The organism is Candidatus Enterococcus avicola, assembly GCF_047470845.1.
Classification (GTDB): domain Bacteria; phylum Bacillota; class Bacilli; order Lactobacillales; family Enterococcaceae; genus Enterococcus_D; species Enterococcus_D casseliflavus.
This window is the reverse complement of sequence record NZ_JBLGTY010000005.1, coordinates 79129-99956: the sequence shown is the minus strand read 5'-3', so window position 1 is coordinate 99956 and position 20828 is coordinate 79129. Positions and strand designations below refer to the sequence as shown.

The window sequence follows — 20828 nt, the reverse complement described above, 5'->3', positions numbered from 1 at the left end:
GTTCGTATAATTCAAGTGAGGTGAATGTGTATGCCAGCTGCAAAAATCGCTTATGCAAAACAAGAAACCTATGCATTTGAAAAACACTATTATGAATTGGTAAACTTTCCCACACCAGTGGCGCTTTTGTTTGATGAATTCGCACTGACGATGGAGCGCAATCAAAAATCGTATATTGCGATCCCCGCGCGCTATTCCGTCTTAAAGGTTCCGCTCGTCTTTGTTTTTCGACTAGAGACTAAGGATGCGCCTGTTTATTATTATGAGCACGTACTCGCTGAAAATAAGATCATTCGCCGCTACAACCCCGAGCGTAACTATTTGCCCGGCGGAAGATAGACCAATGGTTCAACCCGTTTGCTATACTTAGCGGCTACACTCTCCTGATGCATATCACTGAGCAGCAGTTCGAATATTTGTCATCCAAACGAAACCCCTCTATACTAAAAAGAAAGGGGTTTTTCACAATGACGAAAAAACCGCCGCAAACGTCTGAAGAAAAGGAAGCCGCTTCTAACAATATGGGACTGGGGATCGGTGTCGGAATGGCATTAGGTGCTGCGTTTGGGCTGCTGTTTTTTGACAATCTAGCATTAGGCATGGGTTTAGGCATCGCACTAGGTGTAGCGATCGGTGCGGGCATGGATCAAAAAAGCAGCAAAGACAAGAAATAGCTGCAGCAAGGAGCTGTGTTTATCTGTCACAGCTTGCTGCCCAGTAAATACCAAAAAAGCCTAGGTTCTGCACTTGTTGTGCAGGACCTAGGCTTTTTTACTTCGAGCAATATTCTCGAAAGCAGCTGCTTCACAGTTGGTTACAGCAGATTTCTTTTCGCCATTTCTGCGCGATACAGTTCATAGACCGCATCACTTTGCTTTGCATGGCTGCGGTAAAAGAGCCCATAAGAGAAAATCGCTTGGAAATTGCTTCCTTGATTTGCTCGTGCTACAGCGTGGTACAAATTCGCCAACTGCTGATCAGACATCTTCCCGCTTTTGATTCGTTTGGCAACTGCTTTTTGGGAAAGGGTAAATAAAATCGTCGTAAATACTTGATAAACCACCCAAATCGCCAGAATAACCAAAATGAATTTCACTAAATCAGGCATCACTTTTCAACTCCTTACAAAAAGTAAATCATTCGGATGATTTGATGTCAATAACAAAATATAACATTTTCATTAATAATAGACACAAAGATTTTTAAATTACCACAAAAGATGATGTTCTTTCAATCATCAGAATTTCTGAATTGATACTCTCCTCTTAAAAAATATTGCCTATTGTTCAGTATTTATGACACTGGTACAATAAAAAAAGCAACAACTCTTGCTTAAGACTACTAGGTACTAGTGAAAAATAAGAGCGCTACCATTGCAATCAGATCTGTAGAGAATCGCGAAAAAGGAGTTGTACACTATGTTAGCAAGTTACCCTGCATTGTTTTATTACACCGATACAGACGAAAGCGAAGTGAAGTATTTTATTTCTTTTCCTGATTTTCCTGAGCAAGTCGGCACTCAAGGCTTAGACATCGCCGATGCTTTATTCATGGCATCCGATTGGCTCGGAATCGTTTTGGCAGATTGTATTGAAAATAATCGGGAGATTCCGCTCTCTACCCCCATTAATTGTTTATCACTGGAAGCGAATAATCCGTTTATAGACGATTTAGATTTTGAATTCGATTACGACAAAGAAAAATCATTTCTATCGATGGTCCTTGTTGATGTTTCAGAATATTTAGAGAATCAAACCTTCGTCGAGAAAAAACTGGCGATTCCTCAATGGGCGGATAAACTAGGACGAACTATGCATTTAGATTTTTCAGAAATCCTCACTGACGCAATCCTAAAGAAAAAATGTAAAGACTAATTGCTTCTACACCTCATCCCCCTGTTCCATACTAAAAAAGTGCGGCATTCTCTCACATGAAAAAGATACGAGAATGCCGCACGAAACGTTCAATTGTATTTATTTAGCGAGTGAAAAGACCCAATCAATCTCTCTTTATTTCGCCAAACGGTAGATAGCATCTGCATAGATCACCGCTGCGTTGAATAGGTCATCCAAGCTCATGAATTCATTGGCTTGGTGCATGGTGTCGACATAGCCAGGGAACATTGCGCCATAAGCAACGCCGCGTTTCAATAGACGACCGTATGTGCCGCCGCCGATGATTTGTTCGAAGCCTTTTTCGCCGGTATGTTCTTCATAAACCGCCAATAAAGTTTCTACCAATGGATCATCTGCTGGTACGTAGTGAGGTTCCATGTTGCGGTCATTGCGGGTAACGGTTGCCCCTTCCATACCGACGGTGCGTTCCACACCGATTTCAAGTCCTTCCGCAGTTACGCCTTTAGGATAACGGAAGTTCAATGCGATAAAGTTGTCTGCTTGTGTTCCTGCTTGGTTCGCTTTGAAAGCAAACAAGCCAGCATTCATTGTCAATTTACCCATTTTTTCGTCTTCGTACGCCACACCTAATTTTTCACCGTAGAAATCTTCATGGACATAGGCTGCTGCTGCATGGATGAATTGTTTTGCGCCGCCGCCAAAGGCATAGTTATCTAAGAAGACTGCTAAGAAAGTCCCCGCATTGATTCCTGATTGTGGGCTGGCACCATGAGCACCTTTACCGACTAATTCGATCGTCACTTGTTCATTTTCTGTTTCAATCGTCCCCGTCACTGGATTGGCTTCAACGTAATCGAAAAAGGCTTTTTCGATCGCTAATGCTTCTTCTGTTGATGGAGCAATGAAGCTTGCTGTTGCCGTTCCTGGTACCATATTTTCTCGCAAGCCAGCAGTAAAGCTTTGCAGCGTGAAGTCTCCTTCATTGTTGCCTTGGAAATGGATCCCTAATGTCACATTTCCTTTTTCTCCATTAATGATTGGGAAATTGGCATCTGGTGAGAAGCCAAAATCAGGCTTTTCTTCATGCTCAAAGTAGTAATCCATATCTGCCCAGCCGCTTTCTTCATCAGAACCAACGACAAAACGGATTTTTTTCGATAATGGCAAGCCCAATTCTTTGATGATCTTCATCCCATAATAGGCAGCCATTGAAGGACCTTTATCATCAGAAGAACCACGAGCATAGATTTTGTTGTCATTGATGACTGGATCATAAGGATCGGTTGACCAGCCGTCACCTGCAGGAACAACATCCATGTGGCCGAAGATCCCTAATGTTTCGTCTCCTTCACCAAATTCGATGTGACCAGCGTAGTTATCGACGTTTTTGACTGTGAAGCCATCACGTTCGCCATAAGCTAGCATGTGTAGCAACGCATCACGAGGTCCAGGACCAAATGGCGCATCCGCAGTCGCTTTATCATCTTCTCTTTCACTTTTCACTTTCAATAGATCAATCAAGTCGTTCAGCAAATCGTCTTTGCGGGCTTCGACCTCTTTTTTCCAATCGATTGTCATAGTGTTCCCTCCATTTCTGTTCTCGCTATTTATGATAACACTCTTAAACCAAAAAAGGAAAAAAAATTGCGCCTTTTTCCATGGGTCTTTTCTATGAAATTTCTAGGAAACAGGTATAATAAATATAACTCGATTTTGATTAACGAAAGGAGTCATTGCATGGAGCAACTTGATTCTGCAATTTTATCCAAAGTGATCCAACAGCGCCCGACAAAAAGCCACAAAGGCACTTTTGGCCGAGCCGTTTTAGTAGGGGGCAACCGCCAATTCGGTGGGGCGATCTTAATGGCTGCGCAAGCCTGTGTGTATGGGGGAACTGGTTTGACCACCGTGATCTCCGATGGCGTCAACCGAACCGCCCTGCACGCCCGCTTGCCTGAAGCGATGTTTGTCGATTGGCAGCAAACAGAACTGATCGATACGGTCACCGAATCGGCAGACATCCTACTGATTGGTCCTGGATTAGGCGAAGGAAAAAGCAATTTTGATCTGCTGCAGCGGATCGTTTCTGCCCAAAAAGAACACCAATGGTTGGTGATCGATGGTTCGGCGATCAATTTGGCTGCCAAATATCCGCTGATCATCCCCTTTCCTGAACAAGTCGTCTTCACGCCGCATCAGATGGAATGGCAACGGCTCAGCGGACTGGCAATTGCCGACCAGACAGAAGAAAACAACCAGCAAGCCCAACAAAAACTCGGAAGTCTGGTAGTCTTAAAAAGCCATCGCACACAAATTTACGGCAGCAGCATCGCCCAAAATCCCCTCGGAACACCCGCAATGGCGACCGGCGGCATGGGGGATACACTGGCAGGCATGATCACCAGCTTTTTGGCACAGTTTGAAAAAACAGAGGAAACGATCCAAGCGGCTGTCTATCTCCATAGCCTGATTGGCGAAGCATTGGCAAAAGAGCACTATGTCGTTTTGCCGACACAAATCAGTGCCGCATTGCCTCAATGGATGAAAAAGCACCAAGCATCCGATCCAGAATGATTTCTGATAAACCATTCATCAAAAAAACGTCCCTTTCTGCATTTATCGAAAGGGACGTTTTTTTGATGGTCAGCTAATTGTTAAAATAAACCACTCGCACTTCATACGGCGCCAAGGTTGCTGTTTGAGGGACTGCTTGATTGGTCTCTAAATCAACGACTTCTTTGATCAAGTGTAGTGTCTGCTCTTTCTCAGAAAAATTCATGATGAAAAAGTACGTTCGTTCTGGACTGATCCTGCCTTGGATCGAGACTGCAGGATTGGCATGCGCGATCCTTTCCTCTGCCAAGGACAGCTCACGGACCAAAGAGGCATAAAACTGTTCGAAAAAGTCATAGTTGGTGCGAGCCGCCAGATAGTAGGCGGTGCCGGCACCAAAGGTATGTTTGGTGATCGCAGGTGTTCCTTGGTAAAAATCCGCTTGATACTCCCCTAGTACCTCCGCTGTTTCGGCTTCGATGATTGCAGAATAGTCCCGTGTTTCAAAGGGCTGTCCTTGAAAAACCAACTGATTGTGTTCAGTGTCAAAAAGAGTTTCCAGCTCCAGCACGTTGATGCCTAATAATGCTCGCAACGGCTGTGGCAAGCCCCCCAGATACAACAAGTCGGTTTCATTGACCATGCCGCTAAAGTAACTGGAAATCAAGGTACCACCGGCTTGTGTATACTGGCAAAGTTTTGCCATCGTCTCTGATGTCATCAAGTAAAGCATTGGAGCGATCACCAACTGATAGTCAGAAAAATCTTGCTCTGGCGTCAAAATATCGACAGCGATGTCTTGTTCCCAGAAATAACGATAATGCTCCTGCAACGTTTGCGGATACCGTCTGGTTGGTCGACCAAACCCACCGCCTCGCTTCAATGCCCAGTTGCTTTCCCAATCAAAAAGGATCGCCACTGCTTTTTTTCTTGTGGTTCCTTGAATCTCTTTGATTTTTTCCAAGCGCTTGCCGTAAGCCGCAACTTCTTTGAAGACCCGATTCTCCGTGGAATCATCATGTCCCACGACTGCCCCATGGAATTTTTCTGAATTGCCGCGGGATTGGCGCCATTGAAAATACAAGGTACTATCTGAGCCGTGAGCGATCTGCTGCATGGCACTCAACTGATGGACACCATGCTTTTTCGCTTTATTAAAGGAATGCCAGTTAACAAAACTCGGCGTGCATTCCATCACTAAAAAGGGCTGTTTCTTCAATGACCAGTATTGATCATGTACATAGGCGGATTTCATCGCTGTCGCTGCCAAGGATTCAAAGTTGTTGTTCCAATCAGGGTAACTATCCCAGCTAACGATGTCCACATGACGAGCGAACTTGCTGTAGTCAATGCCTTCTAAAGGAATAAAATCTTGGGTAGCATGTCCTTCCGCCATAAAATTCGTCGTCACAGGAATGTCCGGTGTCAGCTGACGGATCGGCGCACATTCATGCAAATAAAAATCGATCGTCCTATCTGTGACAAATCGTTTCCAATCAAGATCCATGCCATGCACTTTGTGTTCCCCTAAAGGTGAAGGCGGTAAAACCTGCGACCAATCGGAGTAAGTACCGCCCCAAAAAGAAGTCCACCAGGCATGATTCAACGTGGCTAAATCACCATATTTTTTTTGCAGCCAGCTGCGCCAGTTTTCCTGACAATAGGAGCAAAAGCATTCCCCAGAGTACTCATTGGAGATATGCCACATGGCTAATGCCGGATGCTTGCCGTAACGTTTTGCCAACTGCTGATTGATTTGCGTCACCTTTTCCCGATAGATCGGTGAAGAGTAACAGTGATTGTGGCGAAACCCATGGGTATGTTTTTGCCCTTGGGCGTTGGTCCGATTGACTTCAGGATACTTTTGGCTTAGCCATTGAGGCCGCCCACCGCTAGGAGTGGCCAAAATGACTTTGCCGCCGATGCCATGGATCTGATCAAACACTCGATCCAACCAGTCAAACTGATAAACGCCTTCTTGCGGCTCTAAGGCACTCCAAGCAAACACCCCTAATGTGACGGTGTTGACATGGGCTTGCTGCATGTGGGCAAGATCCTTTTGCAAGATTTCTGGATAAGCCAGCCATTGATCGGGGTTGTAATCCCCGCCATGCATAAACTGCTGATCAAACAATTGATTGCTCATCATTCTACTCCTTTTTTGGCTTGTAACTGGTAGACAAATGATTGAAAATCGCCAGTGACTTGCGCTGTTCCATGGTTGACGGCATTAAACTGATAGGGTTTACGCAACCCTAATTGCCTTAACAGCTGACCAGAGACAGTTTCGCCATTGACCTGATACACCTGTTGGGCATTAAGAAAGGCTGCGGGCAAAAAGTCTTCCGCCGTCGGATTGGCTTGTGCCAGCACGCGAAAGAAAGCAATCAATGCTTCTTCGTTTTGTGGGTCATACACTGCCCAAGTCGTTTCATTGGCATGGTCCAACTGCTGCAGCTGGTAAAAAGTGCCAAAGGTCAGCAATTGCCGCTGTTTTTTATAAAAGACGATTTGGGATTTGATCGCCTGCTTTTCGGTTTCAGACAAGTGAAAGAGATCGAGTTCATACCCCAAAGGCCCAAACATTGCGACGGTTTGCCGAAAGGCTAAAGACGTTGCCCGGCCGACTTGGTGGTTTGGTGCCGCCGACACGTGATTGCTGAAGGAGGACAAAGGATACCCTAACAACGTTCCGCTTTGGATGGCTAAACGTTCCACTGCATCACTATCATCACTAGGCCAAATCTGCGGACTGTAAAATAAGATCCCTAAATCGTATCTGCCCCCGCCGCCAGCACAGCCTTCGATCAAAAGGGTCGGAAACGCAGCTAAGATTTTTTCATATAAGCGATAAAGACCTAAAATGTAGCGATGATAAAACTCCGTCTGAGAAATTCCCTGTTCCGCTAAATAGGGAGAGTAAGCTTCAGTGATATTGCGGTTCATATCCCATTTGATGTAATCTAGCTTGGTTTCAAGGATCACTTTTTGCATCGCTTCGAAAATCGCCTCGACCACTGCTGGATTGGTAAAATCCAACACGTATTGTCCGCGCCCCACAGAGATCCGCTCATAAGGATGCTTGACTACCCACTCAGGATGCTCTTGGTACAACTGACTATCTGGCGAAACCATTTCTGGTTCAAACCAAATCCCCAGTTGCAGCTGCATGGCATGAATTTTCTCAGCAAAAGACCCGATTCCTTTTGGAAATTTGGCAGGGTCCGCCACCCAATCGCCTAATGAACTGCGGTCGTCGTTGCGTTTTCCAAACCAACCATCGTCAAGCACAAAGCACTCCATCCCTAACGCCTTGCTTTCTTGGGCTAAGGTCAACAGCTTTTCTTCATTAAAATCAAAATAAGTCGCTTCCCAATTATTAAAGACGATCGGCCGCTGCCGCTTTTGCCAATAAGGGGCAATCACATGCTTTTCGATAAATTGGGCGGATTCTTGACTCAAGCCATTCAGACCAGCAGCGGTGAAGGTGAAGAGGCATTCTGGGGCTTCAAAAGTTTCTCCTTGTGAAAGCTGCCAGCTGAAATGCTCAGGATGTATCCCCAACATCAATCGAACGTTGTCCCATTCATCCATTTCCGCTTGCGCCAAAAAGTTGCCCGAATAAATCAGGTTGGCACCATAGACGTGACCAGTGTCATTGGTGGCTTGCTGTTCTTTTAAGGCGACAAAAGGATTGTGCTGATGACCAGACGCTCCTTTTAACGAGCCGACACTGATCGTCCCTTGGGTCAAAGGGACCGTCTTGATGTGCCGTTCTTTCAGCCATGCGCCTGAAAGATGCAGCAGTTCAAAATCGCGATTTTTCAGCTCCAAGACACCACTCAAAAAGCGCTGGATGGTTCTCGGCTTGCTCCCCGTATTGGTCAGTGTTTGCTGCCGCGTGATGGTTCCTGATCCTTTGAAGATCGTATAGGTGAGCGCCATTTCCAGCTGTCGCTCTTGATCTACTAATTCAAAGACGATGCTTTGGCTTTCATCGGCAGAAGCAAAGCTGGCTGGTTGCGCCAGCTTTCGTTCTTTGCCCTCAAAACAGTGAAAAGCCACAAGTTTAAAATCAACATAAAGAGGGGTTTCTTCCTCAAAAACCGACACTGCCCCTTCTCGAAAATCAGAAGTCCCATACGTTGGCAATTCTTGAAAACGGTCCGCCAAGGTAAAAAGATTGTCTGCTTTAAAAAATTTGACGGTTCCTGCCGATTTATTCTCTTTTTTCTCAAGGTACGCTTGATCAAACGGCGCCAGTGTGCCTAGAGATGGCCCAAAATAGACATGACCCAGTTGCTGATTTGGTAACACATTTATGATATAACTAATTTTTTCATTGTATAAGTGAAAGAGTTGTTCATTCCTAATTTCTATCATTGCTATCCTCAATTTTCCCCATTTTTTTCATTTGTCCCTGCTCGTTGACAAGCTGCTTCAAGATAACGCAAGCGTTTTTTGACGCCGCGATTGAAAAAGAATTTGTAAAACAGCGCCGCCAGCATAAAACTGTAGGTTGTTTTCTGCTGCTCAAAACGGCTTTGTTCCGAATACGTGACTTGCAGCTTCCCTTTTCGTCCTGGTGCAAAACTGTACCGTTGATCGATCACTCCTTCTTCATGGGTCGTACGAAGCCACAGCTCATCCGCGGCAATTTTTTTGACCGTCATGACGGCAGGTACCAACCGCGGGGCGGTTTTGGTTTGGATCATCGTTTCAATACGGCAGCCTTCCCCGAACGGTTCTTGGGCTTGTTTGGCTAGAAAGAATTTCTCTTGTTCCGCCAATAACACACGGGAAAAGTCCGTAGGTGTGGTATTCATTTGATAACTGCAAGACAATGTATCGGTTCTCATCACAAATTCCTTTCTAAAGGGTGCGCTATTGCATTCCTTTCCGTTTCTGGGCTTATCTTTCTTCTACCCTTTGATTGATCGTTTCAGATGTCGCTTGTTCATTTAATGCCGCTTCCGCTTTTTCTTCTTTCAAGTACCCGCGATCCATTACGATCAAGAATGGCACCCAAATCAAGGTCATTACGGCAACCGTCACTAACTGTAAGATTGCGCCGGCAACAGAACCCGTGCCTAACCAACCAGATAAGAAAACAGGGGTCGTCCAAACCACCGTTGCTCCAATTGGTCGTGGCACCAAGCCTGCGGCGATCGCAAAGTAAGAAATCGTCGTACTGGCTAAGGGCGCTAAGATCCATGGGACAAAAGCGATCGGGTTCAAGACGATCGGCAAACCAAAGGTCATCGGTTCAGATACGTTGAAAACAGATGGAGCGATCACCGTCTTCATTAATTTTTTCATCCGAATCGAACGAGCGATAAAGAAGGCCATCGTAATCGAGATCCCCAGCTGCATTCCTTGATTGACGAACACGCCCATAAACGTAGTGTTAATGATATGGGGCAGTTGTTCCGCCCCTGCTTTGTAAGCTTCATAGTTTTCGATCGCTAACGCATTCATGATTGGATCGATCACCGCATTGACCACTAGTGTTCCGTGAATCCCAAACCACCAGAAGAATTGGGTGAACAAGACGGCGATCAGTACTGCTGGCAACGTACCGCCTAAGCCCATTAATGGTTTTTGCAAAATCTCATAAACGAAGTCAACGGCATTGCCCCATGAAGTAAAGGTGAACAAGTAGCGGATCAAATTGAAAAGGAACAACGGTGCCGCCCCAGGAATGATGGCGACAAAGGATTCTGCTATCATTGGCGGAACCGAATCTGGCATTTTGATCGTCAGCCCAGCCGCACTGATTTTGCAATAGATCTGCGTAGCGATAATGGCCGTGATGATTCCGACAAACATTCCCTCAGCCCCTAATTTCGACAAGGGGATCACTGTACCTAACTCTTCGGATGAGCCAAAAGGCAGCAGCATCAAAAACGAAGACAGTGAGATGGCACCCGCAAATAATTTGGCTTGTCCATACTTGCCAGCCAACTGATAGCCGATCCCAAAAACAACGAAAATAGCGGTGATACTCATGGTCGCATTTCCGATAGGACCAAAAAAGTCGTTTAGAAACGTGATGAATCCCTCTGGAAGTTTTTCCGAGAGTCCGAAAGTAGCAGGCAGATTTTGAATAATAATCATAATTGACGCAAACATTGTTGCAGGAAAAGCGACCATAAACCCATCACGAAGACTTAACAAGTATTTGTTGTTGGCAATGATCTGAGCAAAAGGCACCATCTTTTCGGCTAATTTATCAATAAACTTCATTTCGTTTTCTCCTTTATTTTTAACTGTAAACGTTTACTACAATCAGTATAGTTGTTTAGTTAATGTTTACACAACCCCTAAAATAAAAAAAGATCAGACGTCACTGATCTTTTTCGGCAATCGATTCTCTAATGATCAATTCACTGCCACAAACGACGCGAACAGGCATCGTCCGCACCCCAAGGATTTTATTTTTCGCTAATTCGACACTCATCTGCCCCATCTCTTCAGCTTTCATCTTGACGGAAGACAGTGCGGGCGTCATAAATTGCGCCATTTCGATATCATCAAAACTAACGACTGACACATCTTTAGGAATCGATAGCCCCGCTTCAGCGAGTGCCTTGTAAACCCCGACAGCCATAGGATCGCTGGCAACGACGATCGCTGTGGGGCGAGGATTCATTTGCGCGATCTGCTGACCAAAATGCAAACCAGTCTCTGGTGACCATTTCCCCTGCAGCACGGTTGTGAACTTTTCCAATTTATTGAGCAGCATCCATTGGCGATAATTTTCTGCTCGAATCTCTTGTTCATCGTAAACGACTTCGCCAGAAATCGTCACTCGGCTGGCAACACCGCCCACAAAGGCAATATTCTCATGGCCCTTCTCTTTTAACAACGTGAGGATCTGGTGAGTCTTTTGGGCAAAATCGGTTTGGATGCAATCGTAGCTGGGTGCTTCACTATAATTATCCACCAGGATAATATTGGCATTTTGCTGACTGATCTCTGCCAAAGCATCGCTGGTCATCTCTCCAATAATAATGACTGCGCCATACTTCGCCAATTGTGCCAAATCTTTTTGAGGCTCCCGCATGGAAAAGGCCCGAATCGTTTTTAAGCGCCACTTCGCCGCTTCCTTTTCGATCCCATTGCGGATCATCATAAAATACGGATCGTTTCTTTCCGACTCTCGATCGTGGCGGGTAATGATGGCAATCGTGTTTTGGTCGCCGACTTCACGGGAATGGGGTTGATTTTTTTCTTTTGAATAATTCATTTGATTGGCGATCTCAATGACTCGCTGACGCGTGTGTTCATTGATACTGAAGGTTTCATCATTGTTAAGGATTCTAGAAACACTTGCTACCGACACCCCGGCTAATTTCGCGATATCTCTCATACTTGCCATAGCTGCACCTCATCTGTTTACTGTTTACTAAATTTACATTCAGCATAGGCATAATTTTTGACCCTGTCAACCTTCTTTTCACAAAAAAACCGAAACTCCTTAGCTTTTCACTAAGGAAGTTTCGGGATACCCGTTTGTTTTCTATTTGAGCGCTTGGTCACAGAGCAAGACATTGACTAAATACAAGGTGCTGATTCCTAAGACCAATAAGTAGACTGGACCAAACAGCAAAAAGGTCAAGACAAGCGTCACTGTTGCTAAAAGATGCGCCAGTACTCGTTTGGGTGAACGAGCAAACTGGTAAAAACTATAAAACAATGAGCTGGGCTGCTGCGGATAGGTGTGAAGCAGCCTCGTTTGATAAAGTAAGACCAAGCAAAACAAGCCAAAGGTGAACGCTAACGCGTAACTAGCGATTTGAAACAGCGGGTGCTGCAGACGGCTAAAGACAAAGCTGTCCGCTAAAAGCAGCAAGAAGAATAGACTGAGCAAACGGTCTTGCCCTTTTCTTGTTGCCCACTGCTGATGAAATGCTTGCTGAAAATGAGCTTTGCTGCTTGCCTCCAAGCCATCGTTACGCAGTTCCGTCAACGTCTCGATCAATGCTCGACTAGCGGTGGTACTCGTGATCAAAGGCAAGGAATACAACAGCCACATGCCTTGTAAAACCAGTAAATGCGGAAGCCAGTTGATGCCAGTCAACAGCGCTTGGTTTAAGCGTTGCGGGGTAACTTTTGTTCTCATCCTTTGGAACCTCCCGTCAGATCCATTCCCTCAATAAAGTAGCGTTGAGCGAGGAAGAACAGCAAGATCGTCGGCAATAGCACAAGCGTTGCTCCTGCCATCAAGTAGTTCCACTGGGTCGTTGATTGGTTTTGGAAAACTTGCAGGCCAATCTGCAGCGTGTACTTTTCTTGGTTTTGAATATACAGTAATGGTCCTAAGAAATCATTCCACGCCCCATTGAAGGAGTTGATGGCAATCGTGATCAGCGCGGGTTTCGTCAATGGGATCATTAGATGGCTCCAAATATAAAGATGATTGGCGCCATCGATCTTAGCGGCTTCGATCAATTCATTGTTGACAGACAAGTAAAACTGCCGCATCAAGAAAATGTTAAAGGCGTTGCCGAAAAACGCTGGAACGATCAGCGGCAGATAGGTGCCGACCCAGCCGATTTTGGAAAACAAGACATATTGCGGGATCATCGTCACAAAGCCAGGAATCATCATGGTAGACAAGACGAGGGCAAAGATCAGATTTTTTCCTGGAAAGGCCAATTTTGCAAACCCATAAGCAATGAAGGAATTTGATAAGACATTCCCGAAGACCACTAAGACGGTAATGAATAACGTATTTTTTGCATACTGCCAAAATGGAAAGGCGTTGATAGTCTCCAAATAATTGCCAAGATTGATTTCTTCTGGGAAAAAGGTCGGCGGGTAGCGCACGATCTCCTCCATCGGTTTCAATGACGTAAAGACCATCCACAGCAACGGAATCAGCAGCACGATCCCGATGATCGACATCACCACATAGCTGATGATTTTTTTGACTCGCTGTTGGCTTGATTTGCTTCGTGTTTTTGTCGTCATTTCCATTAGCTGCCACCTCCGGTATAGTGAACCCAGCGTGGTGCCAGCTTGAGATTGATAAAGGTCAAGACTAAGACGATCAAGAACAAGATCATCGACATGGCCATCGCATAGCCCATATCAAAGGCGACGAAGGCTTTGTTCCACATATGCAAATTATAGAAAAGCAGTGAATTTGCAGGACCGCCGGTACCATTTTTGGTCATCACGTATGCTTCTTGGAAAATTTGAAAAGAACCGATCGTTGAAGTAATCACATCATAGAAGATGATTGGCGTGATCAAAGGGATCGTAATATTTTTGAATTTCGCCCAGACTCCCGCCCCATCGATCTCAGCCGATTCGTACAGCGTCGGTGAAATATTTTGCAAGGTAGCTAGATACAAAAGCATCGCGCCCCCCGAACTCCAAATCTTCATCAAAATCAACGCTGGTTTCGTCCATTCGGGATCAAACAGCCATGCTGGACCTTTGATATTGAACCAGCTCAAGAAGGTATTGATCAATCCTGCGGAAGGAGATAATAATTGCATCCATAAGACGTAGACGGCAACCCCTGAAAGGATCGCTGGCAAGTAAAAGGTGGTTCGGAAAAAACTGATTCCGCGGATTTTTTGATTCAATAACGTGGCTAGAAAGACACTGAACAACGTGGTTAAGGGAACATTGAAGAGTACAAAATACGCCGTGTTATAGAGAGATTTCCAAAACAGGGTATCTTGCGTGAACATGCGGGTAAAGTTCTTAAAGCCGATAAAATTCATTTTCGAAGTCAGATTGTAATCGGTAAAGCTTCCTACGAAGGAAAACAGCATGGGCCCTAACATAAACACCACGAACCCAAGCAAAAATGGTGCTACGAAGAAGTAGCCCCAAAGAGCTTCTTGCCGTTTACTTTTTGAACGCTTCTTTGGCATTCCTTCCACTCCATTCTATTTTTACTCATTGTTTGTTCAAGAAAACATGTCCGCTTCGCAAAGCAGAAAGCAAAGCCCAGTCCGCTAACCGACTGGACTTTCCTTCTTTTTTAAAAACGCTCGTTTTGAGGTTTATTTGTTTTGCTCAACAAGATCTTCCACCGCTTTTTGCGCATCTGCCAACCCTTCAGCCGGTGTTTTGCTGCCTAGCATGATTTGGTCGATCTGTTCATTGACAAGACTGCTGAAGTCAGGCGCTGTCAATGGCACAGGCGTGATCACCGTATTGGCAAAGTTTTCATCCGCCATTTGGTAGATCATTTGGCCGTTTTCATCTAGATTGTCGTTGTTGACCAAGTTTTCGTTGGCTGTCCGATTCGCCATGATATCAAAGCTCTTCTCACCAAATTTCTCTTGAACTTCTGGTGTCGACAAGTATTTGATAAACTCATAGGACGCTTCAGGATCTTTGGCACCGTATGGCACTTCTAGGACGAACCCGCCGCCCCATGACCAGTGACCAGAGCCACTTTCTTTTTCAGGAATTTGAATGACCCCAAATTCAAAGTCATCTGGTGCATTTTCTGCTAAACTTGAGTAGTAGTTGATGTTTTGCGCACGCATCGCCACTAATCCGGAAATGAATGGATCGGCAACCCCTGAACCAAATTCAGCTTCTAAGCGATTGATGGTATCTTGACCATAATACTCTTGCCAGTCTAAGATCCATTCCAACGCTTCCACTTTGTTGTCTGTATCGATTTTGACGTTCTCATCCTTGTCAAACCAGCTGACGCCATCGTCGGCATTCAACGCCCACACGTCAGCGCCTAAATTCCACAATGGGTAAAAGCCGATCCGCTCAAAGTCATCACCGTTTTTGACATCTAATTTCCGAGCAACTGTTTCTAACTCCTCCCACGTTTGTGGCAGTTGCTCTTCACTGATACCAGCCTCTTTAAAGAGTGTCTTATTGTAGAAAATCACTTGCGTATCTGTATTGAAAGGAACGGCATAGGCATCCCCTTCGTATTCCACTGTATCCCATAATTGCGGATAAAATTCATCAGAAAAGCCCTCTTCGATATACTCACTTAAATTCGTTGCTTGCTGCGCTTCTGCCCGCTGAGCAACAGAATTAATATCTTGTACAATAACATCAGGCGGATTGCCAGCAGTGATCGACGACAGTGATTTTGTCCAAATATCGCCCCAAGGCTGGTAGCTATATTTGACCTCGATTTTATCTTGTGACGCATTAAAATCATCAATAATTTCTTCAATTACTTCTTGTCTTGCACCAGACCCCCAGAAGGACCAAAAGTCCAACGTCGTTTTGCCATCTGCTGACTCATTCCCCGAGGAATCAGCGGTTTCACTGTTGCCGCATCCTGCCGCCAGTACACCAACTGAAAAAAGCAAAGTCCCCATATAAAATAACTTTCTCATTTAACCTAACCTACTTTCATTTATTTTTAATGTACTATTTAAAAGCAATCACTACTTCTTCTTTTCAGCAAACAAAAAGCATCGTGATTCGAATAAAAAAATAACGTTTTTACCGTTTCTCGACAAGAAGAGCGTTTTCTTTGAAAATATAAAAAAAGTGGGGCATCATAGAAATAGCACCTATTTTTCAACCTCACGTCAGACCATTTGACAAATGATGTTTATAGAAAGGGAGTAACCACATGCTAGTCATTGTCGATATGCAAAACCAAATTCTCGATGAAGAGAACGAAGCGTATGTGCCAGATGGCGCCGCTCTCGTCAAACGAATCGCCAAGCGCCTAGAACAAGCACGGGCGGATGGGGAGTACATCTTACACACCCGCGACATTCCAATCGAAGTCAAAGGAACACCTGATGAAGAAGCCGATGCCCTGCAGCTGATCCCAGAACTTAAGCCTCTCGAAAATGAAAAAGTCGTCAAGAAATACTATTACAGTATTCCACCTGAAGTCTTGATCGACATTAAGAAAAATCTATTTGAACCTGAAGAAGAAAAGAAAATCGAAATCACCGGTGTTGAAACCAACATCTGTGTCCTTTCCAATACCATCGAGATCCAAAGCGCCTTTCCTGACGCTGATTTTACTATCAATAAAACATTAGTCGCTGGTAAAAACCACGAGTCACAAGGACTCGACATCTTACGAGACTTCAATGTCCAAATCATTGATGGCACAAAACAAACCAATGACCAATAGGTAACGAAAGCTCCCTGTTCAAGGAACAGAGAGCTTTTTCAATTTGATTATTCATTTAATTCATTGAGCCATCTAATAGCTCGGTCGGAATTTCAATCCGAACCTCATTTTCAGTCTGACAGTTTGGACATACGAAGGTTCCTTCGATGGCTTCCTTCACTTCCCCGTAAGCATAATGAATAGCGATTTCATCTTCTGCCAATTCATTCGTTTCCAACGGTGGTACCATGGTTAATTGCCCCTCGCTGTCTTCTTGTAAATGAACGACCAGCTTCCCATCAAAGTTTTCATTGCAATTCGTGCAGGAAGCTTTTCCTCGAATCGTTAGATCCATGATCATCCCTCCTCATTTCTTGTCACTGGTTGATGCAGATTCCGTTAGATACTCGTAACGCATGCATGCTTCACTTTAATAGTGTCACGCTTTCACTTTTTTAGCAAATCATCTGTTTTTCTTTTTTTAAACCATTGATGAAGAAAAAACAAATCAACCGTTTTGAGCGTTTTCGTTGTCAAATCGTTAAAATCCTTGCAGAATTAAATTATCTGTTACTAAAAAGTAAAAACGTGTTGTTGAAAAAATTAGTGATTGTCCGAACTTATCTGAACAAACAAGGAGGAAAAATGATGCAAGCAGTAACCTGGCAAGGAAATCAAAAAATGGACGTTCGTCGTGTAGAAGATCCAACGATTTTAGAACCGACGGATGCGATCATCCGAATCACCGCAACTGCGATCTGCGGCTCTGATCTCCACCTTTACCACCATGGCGGCTCGGTTTTGGAAGAAGGCTATGTCGTTGGTCACGAACCAATGGGTATTGTCGAAGAAGTTGGCAGTCAAGTACAGAAACTAAAAAAAGGCGACCGCGTCGTCATCCCTTTCAATATCGGTTGCGGCCATTGCCACTTTTGTCAAAATGAAATGGAAAGTCAATGCGACAATTCTTCAGAAGATACATTGTATGGCGGCTTATTCGGTTTCGGAAAAATGAACGGCAACCACTGGGGCGGTCAAGCCGAATTCTTGCGGGTTCCTTTCGCAGATTTCACTTCGTTTATCGTACCTGAATCAACGATCCCTGATGAAAAAGTATTGTTTTTATCTGACATCTTACCTACAGCGTATTGGAGTGTCCAAAACGCTGGCGTCAAAAAGGATGATACCGTGATCGTCTTAGGCTCAGGCCCAGTTGGGTTGTTTGCCCAAAAATTTGCCGTGATGGCAGGCGCTAAGCGGGTGATTGCCGTGGACCCTGTTGCTCATCGCTTAGAAAAAGCCAGCAGCTACAATCAAGTCGAAACATTCCAATTGGATGATTTGGCTACTAGTGCTGATGAACTGTATGAGCTGACCAAAGGTGGCGCTGATGTGATCATCGACTGCGTTGGGATGGATGGTTTAGAACCCGTCAAAGAAAAAGCCAAAAACCTAGTCAGCTTGCAAAGTGGAACGATCTCACCGATCCAGATGGCCGCCAAAGCAGTCAAAAAATTTGGTACCGTCCAAATCACTGGCGTTTACATGACACCAGCTTCTTCTTATCCATTGCAAGAATTCTTTATGCGTAACATCGATGTCAAACACGGGCAAGCACCTGTGATCCATTTGATGCCAAAAATTTATGACATGATTGCAGACGGTTTGTTTGACCCGTCACAGATCATCACCCACACGATGCCTTTAGCAGATGCTGCCAAAGCGTATGACATTTTTGACAAAAAAGAAGACAAGAACATCAAAGTTGTCTTGAAACCTTAGCAAAAATAAAGGAGCAGTGATGGCACCTATGCCAAAAATCAAACGGAGTGAACATCAAGTCGATCCGGGAAAAGAAGAAGATGTGATCATCAAGGCAAGCCGCTTTCGCATCTACTTTCAAAATCGCTACATGTTGATCTCACTTACGAATGATATTTTGACGGGCTTGTTTTATATTTTCGGAAGTATCGTTTCATTAACTAGTTTGCCTGCGCTATACGGAACGATCGCCTATTTGATCGGCGGAGTCTTTTTAACCATTCGCCCACTGATTAAAATCGTTCGCCATGTCTATATCTATAATGAGCGCAATCAAGAAGGCGAGAAAGAAAAAGATGTCACCATCACCGACGATGAACGTTGATGGGACGACAACTAGAGAGGAGTTTCCTATGTTAAAAACATTTGATGGGATCGCACTGACCTTATTGATCATCGGCGGTATCAATTGGCTGCTGGTCGGCGCCTTCGAGTTTGACCTTGTCGCAGCGATCACCGGCGGCAGCACGTCGATCATTGCCCGCGTCATTTATATTCTAGTTGGGATCAGCGCCTTGTATAGCCTGAAATTCTTTCCAGCTATCGCCCGCCAACAAACCCTCGACTAAATGAAAATAAAACCTGCATCTGCGATGTCCTGACCCCAAAAAGTTAGATTTTTGGTCTAACGTTTTGAGGTCGCATCTGTGGATGCAGTTTTTTTGTCTACAATCATTGAAAAAAAACACCAGTTGTACTACTCTTGTATTTAACCTACTATTTTCGAAAAAATAAAAAGGACGTGACTCATGACCCCACCTACTAGACCCTCGCTGATACGTCGGATACTCGGTCGGATGCTTTTGCTATTGATTTTCTTATTTATTTTAAGTATTATTGGCGGAATCATTGTTTTAAATAACCTCACCATCGCAGAAAATTGGTTTGGTCTGAATGAATACCAAGTCGTTGAAACCAGACATCAGATCATTCGTTTGTTCCCCTACTTTTGGGTAGCAGGGATCCTGCTGGTCTTTTTGATCGGTCTGATCATCGGCATCAAGAAACGCAAAAAATCGCCATTCTATTGGTTATTCTCATTGCTCTTGCTGCCAGTGATTCTCTTTTGTATTGGCGTAGTTTCCACCTTTTTACCTGTAGACCGCCAACTCTTTCGAGAAGAAGCCAGTGCCAAAGAAATTATGGCGGTGCTGCCGAATCAATCCTCATTCAAGGACAAAGAGCTGCAACTGGTCAGCTATAGTTTTCACATCCGCAATGTCCCGCTAAAAAGCGGCATTTATGCAGTTGCGCGAGTGATCAATCCAAACACAGGCCTGCAAGACGAGTATTGGTATTACCCAGAAAATCTGTTGACCAAATGGAAAAAAGACGACGATACGATCGAGCTTTCGATGGAAGATACCATTGCCTTTGATGCCATCGATTGGGGCGTCATTCCCAAGATCATCAAGGATTCTGAGGCACGAGCAGCTCAGCTGGATCACTATGTTCCTGGCGTCAGCATCGTCATTTTAAACGGCTTCCAAGGCGAATGGACTTGGACCGTTGGTTTAAATGGGATTCGTAATCGCACCGAGATCAATTATGTTTATGATCTCAAAGGAAATTATCAATCCGAATGGCAATAAAACAAGCGGCACCTATCCACGTGAATAGGTGCCGCTTTTGCTTTTATCGGTTTACTGATCCAAGTCTTTGACACACCGAAACCCTAAATTATTGGCTGCCGACATCCCAGAATTACCATTTCTAGCGGCAATTCGGTATCGTTTGCAATAGGATTCGTGGCACAAAAACGAACCACCGCGAGTCGCATACAGTTGATCATCTTGTGTTTGATTCCTTGCCCAAAAGGTTTGTCCCGTCTGTTGTTGAAACTGTGTCAGCGGGATGCGGGCAGGATTGACGCACCATTCCCAGACGTTGCCGATCATTTGATACAGACCAAAACCGTTGGGCTCATACCATTTCGCTGGCGCTGTATTGGCAAAGCCATCTGCTCGCGTGTTGCTTTTTGGAAACTCTCCTTGCCAAATATTGCAATGATAGGTATTTTCTGCCAAAAATTCCCTTCCCCAAGGATATTTTTCAAAACTTGTCCCGCCTTTTGCAGCGATCTCCCACTCTGCTTCTGTCGGGAGGCGTTTTTTTGCCCATTGGCAATAGGCGATCGCATCGTTGCGAGACACCTGAACCACTGGGTGATCCATCCGCTGGGCAATCGTTGAATCAGGTCCTTCAGGATGACGCCAATCTGCGCCGCTAACCGCGTACCACCAAGCCATATTTGGTACCTTTTGACTGCGGTGTTTCGTTTGCTCACTTAAAAAATAGTGAAAAACGAACGACCAGCCAAAGCGCTCGGCTTCTGTGACATATCCTGTTGCTTCCACAAAAACTTGGAAAGCTTGGTTCGTCACCGTCGTGGCATCAATGGCAAATGCTGGGCTGTCGAGGCTGATTTGCGGTCCCTCAAGATCCTCGGCAAAGCCGTCCATCGTATTCGTGCCGATTCGATAAGTTCCTGCTGGAATCGTGGGCATCTGTTTGCC

At 44.8% G+C, this 20828-nt stretch carries 22 protein-coding genes; 9 read left to right on the top strand and 13 right to left on the bottom strand.

Annotation, left to right across the window (positions count from 1 at the left end):
- Nucleotides 1–30 precede the first annotated feature (30 nt).
- Entirely contained in the window at nt 31–339 is a 309-nt protein-coding gene (locus tag ACI3E5_RS06740) for a DUF5960 family protein (RefSeq protein WP_008378984.1), read from the top strand.
- Nucleotides 340–467: 128 nt separating this feature from the next.
- Nucleotides 468–674, top strand: a complete 207-nt coding sequence (locus ACI3E5_RS06735) for a glycine zipper domain-containing protein (protein WP_034857684.1) — start codon at nt 468–470, stop codon at nt 672–674.
- A 140-nt stretch (nt 675–814) separates the two neighbouring features.
- Here the strand turns inward: ACI3E5_RS06735 and ACI3E5_RS06730 are convergent, their stop codons facing one another.
- Nucleotides 815–1108 (bottom strand): hypothetical protein, encoded by a 294-nt coding sequence (locus ACI3E5_RS06730; protein WP_005234725.1) that lies wholly within the window; start codon nt 1106–1108, stop codon nt 815–817.
- A gap of 310 nt (nt 1109–1418) precedes the next feature.
- On the opposite strand from ACI3E5_RS06730, the gene ACI3E5_RS06725 reads away from it, so the two are divergent.
- On the top strand, nt 1419–1874 hold the full coding sequence (locus tag ACI3E5_RS06725) for a type II toxin-antitoxin system HicB family antitoxin (RefSeq protein WP_081116579.1): 456 nt from the start codon (nt 1419–1421) through the stop codon (nt 1872–1874).
- A gap of 135 nt (nt 1875–2009) precedes the next feature.
- Here ACI3E5_RS06725 and pepV read toward each other — a convergent pair whose 3' ends face one another.
- Nucleotides 2010–3434 carry a dipeptidase PepV gene (pepV, locus tag ACI3E5_RS06720; RefSeq protein WP_005225493.1) on the bottom strand — a complete coding sequence of 475 codons (1425 nt, stop codon included), beginning with the start codon at nt 3432–3434 and terminating at the stop codon, nt 2010–2012.
- A 159-nt stretch (nt 3435–3593) separates the two neighbouring features.
- On the opposite strand from pepV, the gene ACI3E5_RS06715 reads away from it, so the two are divergent.
- On the top strand, nt 3594–4430 hold the full coding sequence (locus tag ACI3E5_RS06715) for an NAD(P)H-hydrate dehydratase (protein ID WP_428214555.1): 837 nt from the start codon (nt 3594–3596) through the stop codon (nt 4428–4430).
- A gap of 73 nt (nt 4431–4503) precedes the next feature.
- Here ACI3E5_RS06715 and ACI3E5_RS06710 read toward each other — a convergent pair whose 3' ends face one another.
- The 9 genes from ACI3E5_RS06710 to ACI3E5_RS06670 all read right to left on the bottom strand — a co-directional run bounded on the left by ACI3E5_RS06710 (nt 4504) and on the right by ACI3E5_RS06670 (nt 15751).
- Nucleotides 4504–6558 carry a beta-galactosidase gene (locus ACI3E5_RS06710; RefSeq protein ID WP_231472403.1) on the bottom strand — a complete coding sequence of 685 codons (2055 nt, stop codon included), beginning with the start codon at nt 6556–6558 and terminating at the stop codon, nt 4504–4506.
- The gene (locus ACI3E5_RS06705; protein ID WP_081116576.1) at nt 6555–8792 is read right to left on the bottom strand and encodes an alpha-galactosidase; all 2238 of its coding nucleotides are present in this window, start codon (nt 8790–8792) and stop codon (nt 6555–6557) included. Before ACI3E5_RS06705 ends, ACI3E5_RS06710 begins: the two co-directional genes overlap by 4 nt.
- Before the next feature lie 8 nt (nt 8793–8800).
- Complete coding sequence (locus ACI3E5_RS06700; protein ID WP_010747761.1) at nt 8801–9268, bottom strand: hypothetical protein; 468 nt, start codon at nt 9266–9268, stop codon at nt 8801–8803.
- Nucleotides 9269–9320: 52 nt separating this feature from the next.
- Nucleotides 9321–10655 carry a PTS sugar transporter subunit IIC gene (locus ACI3E5_RS06695; RefSeq protein WP_015509292.1) on the bottom strand — a complete coding sequence of 445 codons (1335 nt, stop codon included), beginning with the start codon at nt 10653–10655 and terminating at the stop codon, nt 9321–9323.
- 100 nt (nt 10656–10755) lie between these two features.
- A complete protein-coding gene (locus ACI3E5_RS06690) occupies nt 10756–11790 on the bottom strand; it encodes a LacI family DNA-binding transcriptional regulator (RefSeq protein ID WP_016621049.1) in 1035 nt (344 codons plus the stop codon).
- A gap of 141 nt (nt 11791–11931) precedes the next feature.
- Nucleotides 11932–12534, bottom strand: coding sequence for a hypothetical protein (locus ACI3E5_RS06685; protein ID WP_010747759.1), 603 nt, complete (start codon nt 12532–12534; stop codon nt 11932–11934).
- Nucleotides 12531–13391 carry a carbohydrate ABC transporter permease gene (locus tag ACI3E5_RS06680; protein ID WP_005225484.1) on the bottom strand — a complete coding sequence of 287 codons (861 nt, stop codon included), beginning with the start codon at nt 13389–13391 and terminating at the stop codon, nt 12531–12533. The genes ACI3E5_RS06685 and ACI3E5_RS06680 overlap by 4 nt, the downstream gene beginning before the upstream one ends.
- Nucleotides 13391–14302, bottom strand: coding sequence for a carbohydrate ABC transporter permease (locus ACI3E5_RS06675; RefSeq protein WP_005234717.1), 912 nt, complete (start codon nt 14300–14302; stop codon nt 13391–13393). The genes ACI3E5_RS06680 and ACI3E5_RS06675 overlap by 1 nt, the downstream gene beginning before the upstream one ends.
- A gap of 132 nt (nt 14303–14434) precedes the next feature.
- Entirely contained in the window at nt 14435–15751 is a 1317-nt protein-coding gene (locus ACI3E5_RS06670; RefSeq protein ID WP_008379010.1) for an ABC transporter substrate-binding protein, read from the bottom strand.
- A 242-nt stretch (nt 15752–15993) separates the two neighbouring features.
- Here ACI3E5_RS06670 and ACI3E5_RS06665 point away from each other — a divergent pair, with 242 nt between their 5' ends.
- Complete coding sequence (locus tag ACI3E5_RS06665; RefSeq protein ID WP_010747758.1) at nt 15994–16512, top strand: isochorismatase family protein; 519 nt, start codon at nt 15994–15996, stop codon at nt 16510–16512.
- Nucleotides 16513–16567: 55 nt separating this feature from the next.
- On the opposite strand, the gene ACI3E5_RS06660 is transcribed toward ACI3E5_RS06665, so the two are convergent.
- On the bottom strand, nt 16568–16852 hold the full coding sequence (locus ACI3E5_RS06660; protein ID WP_026008050.1) for a hypothetical protein: 285 nt from the start codon (nt 16850–16852) through the stop codon (nt 16568–16570).
- Nucleotides 16853–17139: 287 nt separating this feature from the next.
- Between ACI3E5_RS06660 and ACI3E5_RS06655 the strand changes: the two genes are divergently transcribed.
- From ACI3E5_RS06655 to ACI3E5_RS06640, 4 genes are all read left to right on the top strand, one after another.
- Complete coding sequence (locus ACI3E5_RS06655; protein WP_060791802.1) at nt 17140–18273, top strand: alcohol dehydrogenase catalytic domain-containing protein; 1134 nt, start codon at nt 17140–17142, stop codon at nt 18271–18273.
- Nucleotides 18274–18292: 19 nt separating this feature from the next.
- Complete coding sequence (locus ACI3E5_RS06650; RefSeq protein WP_010747755.1) at nt 18293–18637, top strand: YrhK family protein; 345 nt, start codon at nt 18293–18295, stop codon at nt 18635–18637.
- A gap of 28 nt (nt 18638–18665) precedes the next feature.
- Nucleotides 18666–18881 (top strand): DUF378 domain-containing protein, encoded by a 216-nt coding sequence (locus tag ACI3E5_RS06645; RefSeq protein WP_008379021.1) that lies wholly within the window; start codon nt 18666–18668, stop codon nt 18879–18881.
- A gap of 180 nt (nt 18882–19061) precedes the next feature.
- Entirely contained in the window at nt 19062–19904 is an 843-nt protein-coding gene (locus tag ACI3E5_RS06640) for a hypothetical protein (protein WP_010747754.1), read from the top strand.
- A 51-nt stretch (nt 19905–19955) separates the two neighbouring features.
- Here ACI3E5_RS06640 and ACI3E5_RS06635 read toward each other — a convergent pair whose 3' ends face one another.
- On the bottom strand, nt 19956–20819 hold the full coding sequence (locus ACI3E5_RS06635; RefSeq protein WP_010747753.1) for a formylglycine-generating enzyme family protein: 864 nt from the start codon (nt 20817–20819) through the stop codon (nt 19956–19958).
- Nucleotides 20820–20828: the final 9 nt, after the last annotated feature.